10 protein-coding genes are annotated in these 11,908 nt (G+C 65.0%); all 10 read left to right on the top strand.

Annotated features, from left to right (window positions below):
• Positions 1-144 (top strand): ATP-binding protein (locus CMI59_RS05035; RefSeq protein ID WP_339614529.1); only part of this gene is annotated, 144 nt, incomplete at its 5' end.
• A 27-nt stretch (positions 145-171) separates the two neighbouring features.
• Complete coding sequence (locus CMI59_RS05030; protein ID WP_293325585.1) at positions 172-3,126, top strand: bifunctional [glutamine synthetase] adenylyltransferase/[glutamine synthetase]-adenylyl-L-tyrosine phosphorylase; 2,955 nt, start codon at positions 172-174, stop codon at positions 3,124-3,126.
• A gap of 244 nt (positions 3,127-3,370) precedes the next feature.
• On the top strand, positions 3,371-4,984 hold the full coding sequence (locus CMI59_RS05025; RefSeq protein ID WP_293325582.1) for an NAD(P)/FAD-dependent oxidoreductase: 1,614 nt from the start codon (positions 3,371-3,373) through the stop codon (positions 4,982-4,984).
• The gene (locus tag CMI59_RS05020) at positions 4,981-6,561 is read left to right on the top strand and encodes an NAD(P)/FAD-dependent oxidoreductase (RefSeq protein WP_293325579.1); all 1,581 of its coding nucleotides are present in this window, start codon (positions 4,981-4,983) and stop codon (positions 6,559-6,561) included. Before CMI59_RS05025 ends, CMI59_RS05020 begins: the two co-directional genes overlap by 4 nt.
• Positions 6,558-7,697: a hypothetical protein gene (locus CMI59_RS05015; RefSeq protein ID WP_293325577.1), complete on the top strand. Its 1,140-nt coding sequence runs from the start codon at positions 6,558-6,560 to the stop codon at positions 7,695-7,697. Before CMI59_RS05020 ends, CMI59_RS05015 begins: the two co-directional genes overlap by 4 nt.
• Before the next feature lie 230 nt (positions 7,698-7,927).
• Complete coding sequence (locus tag CMI59_RS05010) at positions 7,928-8,851, top strand: EF-hand domain-containing protein (protein ID WP_293325574.1); 924 nt, start codon at positions 7,928-7,930, stop codon at positions 8,849-8,851.
• A 161-nt stretch (positions 8,852-9,012) separates the two neighbouring features.
• Positions 9,013-9,585 (top strand): RNA polymerase sigma factor, encoded by a 573-nt coding sequence (locus tag CMI59_RS05005; RefSeq protein ID WP_293325571.1) that lies wholly within the window; start codon positions 9,013-9,015, stop codon positions 9,583-9,585.
• A 26-nt stretch (positions 9,586-9,611) separates the two neighbouring features.
• Positions 9,612-10,148: a hypothetical protein gene (locus CMI59_RS05000; protein ID WP_293325568.1), complete on the top strand. Its 537-nt coding sequence runs from the start codon at positions 9,612-9,614 to the stop codon at positions 10,146-10,148.
• Complete coding sequence (locus CMI59_RS04995; RefSeq protein ID WP_293325566.1) at positions 10,145-10,675, top strand: periplasmic heavy metal sensor; 531 nt, start codon at positions 10,145-10,147, stop codon at positions 10,673-10,675. Before CMI59_RS05000 ends, CMI59_RS04995 begins: the two co-directional genes overlap by 4 nt.
• A 59-nt stretch (positions 10,676-10,734) precedes the next feature.
• Positions 10,735-11,908, top strand: a 1,174-nt coding sequence (locus CMI59_RS04990; protein WP_293325564.1) for an FAD-dependent oxidoreductase, incomplete at its 3' end; no start/stop codon positions are given.

Below are 11,908 nucleotides of genomic sequence, written 5' to 3'. Positions count from 1 at the left end.
GAAGCGAGCCGCAATACGCCCGGCTCCGGCCTCGGCCTCAGCCTCGTAGCCGCCGTGGCGCGCCTGCATGGCGGCCGCGTGACGCTGGAAGACAACGACCCCGGCCTTGTGGTAGCCCTTCATCTGCCGGTATCGGGCCGGTAGGAACGGTATTTCGGCAAGGGGGACGGGATGTGGAAAGATGTCGACGGCGCGTTGATCGAGACCGCCAAGCCGGCATTGATCGCCCATGATCCCGAGCGCGCCAAACATGGCATCGCAGATATTGAGACCGCCGCGGAACGTCTGGGCGGCGAAGAGGGCAGCGCCCTCGGCGACCTGCTGAAGAACGAGACCGCGCAAAAGCTCATCGCGGGCATTTTCGGCGACTCGCCCTTTCTCGGCCGCCTCATGCTGCGCTATCCGTCGCGTGTGCCTGCGCTCTTCAATGAAACGCCCTCCGACAATCTTTCCCGCATCATCGACAGCGTGAAAGAGGCAGCGCTCGGCGACAACCGCGCCGCGTTCATGAAGGCGTTGCGCGAGGCGAAGTCGGAAGCGGCCCTGCTCGTGGCGCTGGCGGACCTCGCCGGTGTCTGGCCGCTCGAAAGCGTGACCGGCGCCTTGACCGATTTTGCCGATTGCTGCGTGCAGGCCGGCGTACATTTCCTGCTGCGCGAAGCGGTCAAGCGCGGACAGATCCTGCGCGCATCCGACGAGCCGCTGGAAGAGGGCAGCGGTCTCGTCATTCTCGGCATGGGAAAATATGGTTCCGGCGAACTCAACTATTCCTCCGACATCGACCTCGTCGTCTTTTACGAGCCCGATCAGCTGCCGCTGAAGGATGGGCTCGACCATGGCGAGTTCTTTGTCCGGGTGACGCGCGATCTGGTGAAGCTGCTGCAGGAGCGGACCGAGGATGGCTATGTCTTCCGGACCGATCTGCGCCTTCGGCCCGATCCGGGCGGCACGCCGGTCGCCGTCTCGCTGCCGGCGGCGGAATCCTATTACGAGAGCCGGGGGCAGAACTGGGAACGCGCGGCCTTCATCAAGGCGCGCCCCGTGGCGGGCGATATGGAGGCGGGCGCCCGCTTCCTGAAATTCATCGAGCCCTATATCTGGCGCCGCAATCTCGACTTTGCCGCCATCGCCGATATTCATTCCATGAAACGGCAGATCCATGTGGTCGGCGGGCATGAAGCGATTGCGGTGGCGGGACACAACATCAAGCTCGGGCGCGGTGGCATTCGCGAAATCGAATTTTTCGTCCAGACCCAGCAATTGATTGCGGGCGGACGCGAACATGCGTTGCGCGGAAAGAAGACCGTGGAAATGCTGGACGAACTGGCGCGCCAGCAATGGATCGAACCGAATACCGCCGAGGAGCTGAAAAGGGCATATCGCTTTCTGCGCACGCTGGAGCATCGCGTCCAGATGGTGGCGGACGAACAAACGCATACGCTGCCGTCGAACGATGAGGGCATCGCGCAGCTTGCCGCCTTTATGGGCTATGAAAGCGCCGGGGACTTCGCGGCCGATGTGACGAAGACATTGGGCACCGTGCAGGGACATTACGCCTTGTTGTTCGAGACGGCGCCGCCGCTCGCCGAAGAAAGCGGCAGCCTCGTTTTCACCGGCACGGACGACGATCCCGACACGCTGGAAACCTTGCAGAGCATGGGTTTTACCCATGCCTCGCAAATGTCGGAGGCGATCCGCGCCTGGCATTCGGGCCGTTTTCCGGCGACGCGCACCGCGCGCTCGCGCGAGTTGCTGACGGACCTCATGCCCGCCTTGCTGCGCGCCCTGTCGCGGACGGCAAGCCCGGACACTGCATTTTCGCGCTTCGACAAATTCATGCGCGGCCTGCCTGCGGGCGTGCAGCTTTTCTCGATGCTTTATTCCAACCCGCATCTGCTGGATCTGCTCGCCGGTATCTGCGGCACGGCGCCGAAGCTTGCCAATTACCTCAGCCAGAACCCGCGCGTGCTGGAAGCGGTGATCGACCCCGATTTCTTCAAGGTGCTGCCGGGACGCGAAGAGTTGCGCGAGAGCCTGAAATCGCAGCTCGTCCATGCCGTCGACTATCAGGACATGCTGGACTTCTCCCGTGTCTGGGCCCGCGAATACCGCTTTCGTCTCGGCGTGCGCGTGCTGACGGGAAGCGCCGATGCCGAAGAGGCGGGGCCTGCCTATGCGGCGCTCGCGGGCGAACTCATCGAGGCGCTGGCCCCCGCGGCGGAGGCGAAGGTTGCCGAACGTCATGGCCGTATCCCCGGCGGGCGCTTCTGCGTTCTCGGCATGGGCAAGCTCGGCGGTTCGGAAATGAGCGCCTCGTCCGATCTCGACCTCATCGTGCTTTACGACGTGCCGTCGCCGGATGTGGAATCCGACGGGGCAAAGCCGCTCTATGCCTCGCAATATTATGCGCGCATCTGTCAGCAGCTCATCAGCGCGCTGACCGCGCCGACGGCGGAGGGCAAGCTTTATGAAGTCGATATGCGCCTGCGTCCCTCCGGCAATGCAGGCCCGATTGCGACCCCGCTCGATGCCTTCAGGACCTATCAGACGAAAGAGGCCTGGACATGGGAGCATATGGCGCTGACCCGTGCCCGGCCGATTGCAGGGCCCGCCGATCTGATGGCGGATGTCGAGGCATGCATTCGTGAAATTCTCACCATGCCGCGCGACAGGCTGAAAACCGCCGTCGATGTGGCCGATATGCGCAACCGCATCGCGAAAGAGTTTCCCGACCGGAACCCCTGGGAGATGAAACATGTGCGCGGCGGGCTCATCGACATCGAGTTCATCGCGCAATATCTGCAACTTCTCCATGGCGCGGAGCACCCCGAAGTGCTGAACACGCATACGCGCACATCGCTGGAAGCCGTGGCCGCGGCCCGGCTTCTTCCCACCGCGCAGGTGGACGAGCTGATTGCGGGGCTGGAACTCAACCACAATCTCACCCAGGCCATCCGCGTCTGCGTGGAAGGGGTGTTCAAGCCCGCCGAGGCAAGCAGGGGGCTCAAGACCCTGCTGCTGAGGGCCGGCAATGCACCCAGCTTCGAGGCGCTGGAAAGCCAGCTCGCCGAGAGCCAGGCCCGCGTCCTGACCGCCTTCGAAGAGATCGTCGGCACCGCCCGATAAGCGCCCCCGTCTGTCCCGGTTCCATGGCTGGACTCTTGCAGTTTCACCCCTGAGGACCGGCGCCCCCATCGCTTCCCGATAGCTGCCGAAGCGCAAAGGGAGAGGGGAATCCGTGTCTTAGATGGTTAACAGCCCGGGTGTATGAACACCCGGTGTCTCGTCGCCATTCCGGACGTGCCAATATGGTACGTTTCGTTTAGGTAATGGACGCGGCGAGACGCAGCATGAGTGGGGTGGTGACGCGATGGTGCGTCATGATGCGATCGTCATAGGGGCGGGTCTGAACGGTCTCACAGCCGCGGCCCATCTCGCCCGCGCCGGGTTGAAGGTGCTGGTGCTCGATCGCAATGGGCGTGCGGGCGGCACCGCCGCCATGCGCGCGGTCGAGCCCGGCTTTTTCCTTCCCGCCTGGTCGCTGCGCGGCGCCCTCATCGATCCCGCAACCTATGCCGGTCTCGGTCTGGCGGAAGCCGGTCTCAGGGTGCGCGCCGTGGACGCGGGCGTAAGCTGGTTCGGCCCCGGCGAATGGACGGCCTCCTTTTCCGCCGGGACGGCCCAACGCGCCGAGTTCGCCCGCCATGCCCATGAGGATGGCGATGCGTGGCGCCGCTACCGCCGCGACATGCTGCGGCTGGCGGACGTCGTGACGCCTGCGCTGACGACGGCCTTCCCGCAGCCCGGCGAGGCAGGGCTTTCAGCCTTCGGCCGCCGTCTGGGCTTTGCAAGCGAACTCGCCGCCTGGCCGCGCACCGACATGGCCGCCAAGCTCGACATCTGGACCGAAAGCATCTCTACCATTCTGGACCGCTATTTCACCTCGCCGCTGGTGAAGGCGCATCTCGCGGGCGCGGCGCTGGCCGGGGCGACGGTGGGGCCGTCCTCGCCGATGACCGCCTGGCGCCTTCTGGTGCCGTTCCTTCAGGGCGGCGCGGATGCGACGGAGGGAAGCCCGCGTCTACTGCTGCCGGTGGGCGGTACGGATGCATTGGTGACCTGTCTCGCGGGTATCGTTGAAGCGGCGGGCGGCGAACTGCGCATGGAAGCGGAAGTGACGGATGTGAAGCTGCGCGACCGGCAGGTGCGCGGCGTGGTGCTCGCCGATGGCGAGGAAATCGCCGCGCCCGTCATCATTTCCGATCTCGATTTCAAGCGCACGATCCTGGGGCTCTTCCAGTGGAAGGATATTCCGGGCGATCTCGTGGAGGCGGCGGGCCGCTTCCGCATGAAGGGAACGACCGCGAAACTCAATCTCGCGCTGGACCGGCAGCCCCGTATCGAGGGCGTGCCGCGCGATTGCCCGGCGCTGGCTGGCGGCCTGCGTCTGATGGGCAGCTTGGCCGAGCAGGACAAGGCGCATGCGTGCTGGCATATGAATGTGGTGCCCCAAAACCCTGAGCTTTCCGTCTTCCTGCCCAGCCTTGTCGATCCCGCGCTGGCCCCGCCCGGAAAACATGTGATGTCGGTGCTGGTGAACTGGGTGCCCGAAGCGCCGCATGACGGTCCCTGGACGGACGAAAAGAAGAACCGTCTGACCGAAGCCGTGCTGGAAAAGCTGGAGACGGCGATGCCCGGCCTGCGCGAGACCGTTCGCGCGCAGGAGATGTGGCTGCCGCATGAGATCGAAAACGAAACCGGCATTACCTCCGGCGATCTCGATCAGGGCGAAATGACGCTCGACCAGATGTTCTTCAACCGTCCGACGCCTTTCGGTGCGCCGGGCGGCGGCTATGCGACACCGCTCAAAAATTTCTACCTCTGCTCGCAGAGCACGCATCCGGGCTCGCTGCTGCCCGCCCGCGCGGGCGCCAACACCGCCGCGGCCATCCTCGCCTCCATGAAGCGGAGGCAAGGCGCATGACCGGCGACCGGCAGGCATATGATGCAATCGTCATCGGCGGCGGCCATAACGGCCTCGTCGCCGCCGCCTATCTCGGGCGGGCGGGAAAGCGCGTCCTCGTGCTGGAAGCGGGCGGCATTGTCGGTGGCGGTGCATTGGCGGCAGAGCTTCAGCACAAATACACATTGCCCGCCGTCTCCCATCTGATGGACGGTCTTTCCGCCAGCGTCGTGAAAGACCTCAAGCTCGCCCGGCATGGCTTTGCCTATGCGGCATCGGGCCTGCCCACCGTCGCGCTCGATCCCGACGGCCGCCATCTGGTGCTGACGGGCAATGCGAAAGACGACGAGGCTTTCCTTTCCGCTCGCGGACAGGACGGCGCGAAATGGACCGCATTCGCGCGCAAGCTCGAAAACAGCGCGGCCTGGCTTTCGCCCTTGCTCAACCGTCCGCCGCTGGTTGCCGCCTCTTCCTCCGCGCGCGGCAAGCTGATGGCGCGCGCCGTCCTCGCCGAAGCCTCTGGCGAGCGGGCGCGGGAGGCGTTTCTGTCTCTGGCGGCAAAGAGCGTTTCCGACTGGGTGCATGAAGAACTGGAGGCGCCGCTTCTGGGCGGTCTCGTCGCTTTCGATGCGACGCTCGGGTCTACCGATGCGCCTTACGATGCGGGAACGGCGTTCCGTCTCATCTACCGCCATGCGTTGAAGGCAAAAAGCGGCGTCGCCATTCCGCGGGGTGGCATAGGCGCGCTTGCCGAAACGCTTGTGGCGCTGATCGAAGGCCAGCGCGGCGAGGTCTGGGCCGAAGCGCGCGCCAGCCGCATCCTCATGGACGGGACGACGGCCTGCGGCGTCGTTCTCGACAATGGCATCGAGGTGTCGGCACCGCTGATCCTTTCCGGCGCCGCGCCGCGCGAAACATTGCTGCGTCTCGTCGGCGCGCGCTATCTGGAAGCCGATCTGGCGGACCGTCTGTCGCTTGGCAAGGCAGGCGGTGCGACCGCCAAGATCAATCTCGCTCTGGATGGCATGCCGGGCTTTCGCGGTCTGACGCCGGAACAGGTGGGCGGCCGCATCGTCATCGCGCCCTCGCTGGATGAGGTCGAGGAATCCGCGCTGAGCGCCCGGGCAGGCGCGCTGCCACTCGATCCGGTCATGGAAATCGTGATGCCGACCTGCCATGACGACAGCCTGGCCCCGAGCGGCCATCACATCATGTCGATCCTCGTCCACCAGGTGCCTTACGAGATCGAAGGCGGTTGGGAAGCGCGGCGCGAGGAATTCGTGCAGCGCGCGATCCGGGCCGTCTGCCGCTATGCGCCGGACGCGACCGATTACATTCTGGCGGGTGAAGTGCTGACGCCGCCCGACCTCGAAACGAAATACGGCATCAGGGGCGGCGATTGGCATCAGGGCGGGCTCAATCCGTTCGACCTGCTGGGGCTGAGGCCCGAGCCTGAGCTGGCCGGATATGCAACGCCGGTGAACGGCCTTTATCTTTGCGGCGCGGGCTGCCACCCGGGCGGCGGCGTGACCGGCCTGCCGGGCAAGTTCGCGGCCGAAACCGTTCTCGAAGCCGAAGCCAGGGGAGGGCGCACATGAGCGGCGGTCTTCCCTTCAGGCGGCATCTGCGCATGACCCCGCTTCACGCCGAAGTGGCGGTGGAAAGCCGGACCAATGACTGGGTCGAGCGGAACGGCTTCACCATGGCCGGTCACCTCGACACGCCGGAAACGGAAGTCTTCGCCCGCTACCACCGTGCAACGCTGGCCGATATTTCATCGCGCCGCCGCTATCGCATCGCGGGCCGCGAAGCCATGGACTGCCTGAACCGGCTGGTGACATCGGATATTTCGAAGCTCGAGGAAGGGCATTTCAGCCCGGTCTTCTTCTGCGAGGAAAACGGATTGCTGGTGGGCGAGGGCAGCCTTGCGCGCATCGGCGACACCGAGTTCCGTCTGTTTACGGAAGAAGAAGTCTTGTCATGGCTTCGCCGGAACTCGACGGGCTTTCAGGTCCATGCCGAGGATGTGAGCGCGGAAGGCGCCGGTCTCGAACTGGCGGGTCCGCTGGCCGAGGCGGCGCTGGACGAAGCAGGCTTCGAGCCCTTGCGTCTGCTCCTCGCAGGCCATGCCCAGACACGCGAGCTGATGGGCATGCCGGTGCTGGTCCTGCGCCATGTCGGCGATGTCTTCGAGTTCTGGCCGGAAGAGGATGACGCGGTGCCGCTTTGGCGCCATCTCATGCAGGCGGGTCGCGAGGCCGGTCTTCAGGCCATTGGCGAGAAGACGCGCGATCTTGTGCGTATCGACCGGGGAACCCCGCGCATGGGCACGGACTATCTCGGCGCGCTTTCCGCCGTGTCGCATGATCATGTGCGCACGCCCTTTGAAATGCCGGGTGAGATAAACGTCGATTTCGACAAGCCCGTCTTCAATGGCCGCGCCGCGTTGAGGCGAATGGCTGTGAAATCCGCCAGCCACCGGATCGTTGCGCTGGCGGTGGACGATGCGCGGGATCTGACATTTGCCGTCGTCTGCAAGGGCGAGCGGCAGGTCGGCGTCTGTACAAGCCTCACCTTCATGCCTGAGACCGGCCAGCATCTCGCCCTTGCCACGGTGGAAGCGGCGGCCTGTAGCGCAGGCGGTCTCACCGTCGAGGCGGAAATCCGGCGCGAACTGGCCGTATGGCGCGAAAAACTGCCCGTCCGGATCCGCCCGCGCCCGGAAAATCGCTGATCCCGGAAAAATCTTCGCTTTCGGCGACGGAACGCCGTGTCTCCTCCGTTTATTGATGCAGGAACGGCGAGACGGCGCTTTGGCCCTCCCCCCTGGCCCTCGCGAGCCTTGCCGTTCCTTTCCCCCGGTTGACCGGTGGCCGAATGCCCATCATTCGACCGCCGGTCTCCGGGGCGACCCGAACAAATGTTAGCTCACCGGGGTACGGCGAACTGACGAAAGGCGATTTAATGAAGAAGCTCACTTTCACCGCGATTGGCGCGCTCACGGTAGCGCTGGCGGTTCCGGCCCTGGCGGCAACGACCGGCATGGGCAAAGGCCCGCAGGGCTACCATCATGGTGGCATGTTCCAGAAGGCCGATGCGAATGGCGACGGCGTCGTTACGCTCGACGAAGCGAAGGCGCAGAGCGCCGATATGTTTGCGAAGCTCGACCTCGACGGGAACGGTTCCCTCACGCGTGAGGAAATGACCGAAGCCCGCCAGAAGATGCGCGTCGAACGGCGCAAGGAAATGGCCGGCAAGCGCTTCGAGCGGATGGACCTGAACGATGACGGCTCGGTCACGCGCGAGGAAATGGAAGAAGCCGCCGAGAAGCGCATGAAGCGTTCTGACGACGACGATTACGGCAAGTCCCGCCGCGGTGACGGCTATGGCCATCACGGCAAATACGGCAAGCGCGGCGACTGGCAGCGCTTCGGCCGGGCCGATACGGACAAGGACGGCAAGGTCTCGCTGGCTGAATTCAATGCAGGCGGTGAAAAGATGTTCAAGCGGTTCGACCGTGACGGCGACGGCAAGATCGAACTGAAGAAAGACCGCCCCTTCATGAGCCGCCTCGCCGCCGCCGATACGAACGAGGATGGCGTCATCACCAAGGACGAAGCCGGCGCTTTCGCGGCCCAACGCTTCAAGGCGATGGATAGCGACGGCGACGGTTCTCTCTCCAAGGCGGAGCGCAAGGCCGCGTGGAGCGAGCGCCGCGAAGAACGCCGCGGGGCGCACTTCAAGATGCTCGATGCCGACGGCAATGGCAGCGTGACGCTGGCCGAGTTCCAGGCCCGGACCGAAAAGATGTTCGGTTACATGGACCGGAATGACGACGGCAAGGTCGAGCGTGGCGAAGGCCGCCGCGGTTTCGGCAAGCGTGGCTGACATGCCGCGGTGTGGCGATCATGCCTGAAACGGCAAATCGGGGTAAGCTTGCAGAGCGGCGCCCGATACGAAAGCCGCAAGGTGCGGGCGCAAGCCCGCACCTTTTCGTCATATCTGCGCAAGGCGGTCATGCCGGGCGCATTGAAGGGGGACGACCGCGTTTGGACGGAATTCCGGACGACGAACTGGTAGCCGCCGTCGCCAAGGGCGACGAGAGCGCGTGCCGCGAACTGATGAAGCGCCATCTCGGTCGGGTGGTGGCGCTCGCCCGGCGCATGCTCGGCAATCAGGCCGACGCGGAAGAAATAGCGCAGGAAGTTTTCCTGCGGGTCTGGAAGCACGCCGAAAAATGGGAGCCGGGCCGGGCGCAGTTTTCCACCTGGCTGCACCGGGTCGGCACCAATCTCTGCCTCGACCGGCTGCGCAAGCAGGGCATGGACGATCTGGATGCGATCCCCGAGCCCGCCAGTGAAGACCCGACGCCCTATGAAGCGATGGCGCAGAAGGATGTCGCGCGGCGCGTCGACGCGGCGTTGCAGCAATTGCCGCCGCGCCAGCGCCTTGCAATCACATTGTCGCATTATCAGGGCCTCACCAATATCGAGGCCGCCGAGGTGATGGAGGTGACCGTCGAGGCCGTGGAATCGCTGCTCGGCCGGGCGCGACGGGCGTTGAAGGCGGCGCTGGCGACGGAAAAGGACGAGTTGCTCCGTAGAATGAATACAGGCGCCTGAGATACAGGCCGCCACGGGATATTAAAATGATGAACGCTGGACCGATAACATTGGAACGCCTCGACGAGCTGCTCTCCGCCTATGGTGCGGATGAGGCAGGCTGGCCCGCTGGCGAGCGGCAGGCGGCGCGCGAGCTGATCGCCGCTTCCGCCGAAGCAAGGCGGCTGCTGGAGGACGCGCGGGCGCTGGATACGCTTTTGAGCGCGGCGCCGGTCGAGGAACCCTCCGAGGAACTGGTGGAACGGCTGATGGCCGCGCGCCCCAGAGAAGTGCCGAAAGAATTGCCGCAAGCGCGGCGTGGTGCCGGCGGAGCGAAGAAGGGCGGCGGGCTGCGCGGTATCGCCGCCGCGCTCTGGCCTTATGGCTCCTCCGCCTTCCCCGCGGGCGCGCTGGCGGCTTCGCTGGTGCTTGGGATTGCGCTGGGCACCTCCACCGGCATCAGCCCGATCGCGACGAATAGCGGCGCGACGACCACCGCTGCCGCGACGGCGGACACTACCGATGACCAGCTGATCGCGATCGCGCTGGCTGATCCGAGCTATATCGAGGAATGGACCCAATGAGCGATATGACCCCGCAGGCCGATACCGGTTCGTCCCCGAAACAGCGCCGATGGCTCGGGCCCGCTTTTCTCGCCTCCGCCGCGCTGAATATTTTCCTGATCGCCGTGATCGCCTCGCCGCTTGTGTTTCATTGGCGGCCGGGGGCGGCTCCCGATGGATTTAGAGATGGGGCACCGCGTCACGGGATTTTCGGTGCCTTGCGCGAATTGCCGCCCCAGGATCGCAAAATGCTGCGCCAGTCCATGCGGGAGAGTTTCCGTGAGATGAGGCCTTTTCTGCGCAAGGCGGGAAGCGGTCGCAAGGCGTTGGCGGACGCGATTGCCGCCGAACCCTTCGACGGCGGCAAGGTGCGCGCGGCAATGGCGGAAATAGACGCGCCGATGGATAAGGTGCGCGAGATCGGCCAGACCTCCTTCATCAACACGCTCGAAAAGATGACGCCGGAGCAGCGCAAGCATGTTGCCAAAAAGATCGGCGAAGACCGCCATCGCCGCTGGGACCGGGACGATGACGACGACGATCACTGACAGGTTTTTCTGCAAGTTGATGTGAGACGAGCTCGTGTGTCTGCGCTAAGCTCACACGCATGAGCTGGTATCATTCGAGTATGTATGACCCCGCCGTTCCGGTGGGGAGTTTCTGGGAAGAAGAGGCACCCCCTCTCGCAGCGGGCGTCGATAGCGGCGCTTTCAGCGAAGCAGAGGCGACGTGCGACGTCGCCATCATCGGCGGCGGCTATACCGGGCTTTCCGCCGCGCTGCATCTTGCCCGCGATCACCATGTAGACGTTCGCCTGCTTGAGACGGGGCCGCTAGGCTGGGGCGCCTCGGGCCGCAATGGCGGCTTCTGCGCCTTGCAGCCCACCGGGCTGGGGCTCGGCGAACTGGTATCGCGTTTCGGAAAGGCGGAAGCACGGCGCTTCATCTCCTCGCAGGTCGAGGCGGTGGAGCTCGTTCAGGCGCTGGCGCGGGACGAGGGGATAGACTACAGCCCGCAAGGCGACGGCACGCTGCATGTCGCCCATGACGAAAAGCGCTTCCGGGAACTGGAAGAGGAAGTCCGCCTCTGGCGCGACGGCTTCGGCATTCAGGCCCGGCTGATGAGCCGGGAAGAAGTGGCCGCCAGCCAATATGATTCCACCGAACAGTTCGGCGCTGCCTTCGACCCGGTGGGCTTCGGGCTGCAGCCCCTGCGCTTTGCCCGGGGGCTGGCCGCGGCGGCCGCCCGTCACGGCGCGCAACTGCATGGCGGCAGCAATGTCGAAAGCTGGGAGAAGCATGACGGCTGGCACCATCTGGTCACGCCGGGCGGCACATTGCGCGCCCGCAAGGTCATCCTGGCCACCAATGGCTTCATCCGTCCGGCTCTCGACCGCCGCCTTGAAAAGCGGCTGGTGCCGGTTCTGTCCAACATCATCGTCACCCGTCCTCTCACCGAGGGCGAAAGGCTGGCGCAGAAATGGCGGACGGAGCGGCCCTGTTCCAACACGCGGAGCCTGCTTTTCTATTACCGCATGCTGCCGGACAATCGGTTCCTCTTCGGCTCGCGGGGCGACCTGACGGGCAGGCCGGAGGACGGGGCGGTCATGCGCCGCTGGATGGAAAAACGCCTCGGCGAGGTGTTTCCGGCATGGGCAGAGGTGGAAACCACCCATTACTGGCGCGGCTTCGTCTGCATGACGCGCCGCCTGACCCCCTCCATCGCCTATATGGAGAACGACCGGACGGCGCTTGCCGCGCTCGGCTATCATGGAGACGGGG

Source organism: Parvibaculum sp. (genome assembly GCF_002684405.1).
Classification (GTDB): domain Bacteria; phylum Pseudomonadota; class Alphaproteobacteria; order Parvibaculales; family Parvibaculaceae; genus Parvibaculum.
This window is presented reverse-complemented; position numbering and strand designations above follow the sequence as displayed.

Excerpts from the sequence above, each read along its gene's own strand:
- CMI59_RS05025 (WP_293325582.1), top strand. The coding sequence starts at position 3,371 with ATGGTGCGTCATGATGCGATCGTCATAGGGGCGGGTCTGAACGGTCTC.
- CMI59_RS04995 (WP_293325566.1), top strand. The coding sequence starts at position 10,145 with ATGAGCGATATGACCCCGCAGGCCGATACCGGTTCGTCCCCGAAACAG.
- CMI59_RS05020 (WP_293325579.1), top strand. The coding sequence starts at position 4,981 with ATGACCGGCGACCGGCAGGCATATGATGCAATCGTCATCGGCGGCGGC.
- CMI59_RS05015 (WP_293325577.1), top strand. The coding sequence starts at position 6,558 with ATGAGCGGCGGTCTTCCCTTCAGGCGGCATCTGCGCATGACCCCGCTT.
- CMI59_RS05030 (WP_293325585.1), top strand. The coding sequence starts at position 172 with ATGTGGAAAGATGTCGACGGCGCGTTGATCGAGACCGCCAAGCCGGCA.
- CMI59_RS05000 (WP_293325568.1), top strand. The coding sequence starts at position 9,612 with ATGATGAACGCTGGACCGATAACATTGGAACGCCTCGACGAGCTGCTC.
- CMI59_RS05010 (WP_293325574.1), top strand. The coding sequence starts at position 7,928 with ATGAAGAAGCTCACTTTCACCGCGATTGGCGCGCTCACGGTAGCGCTG.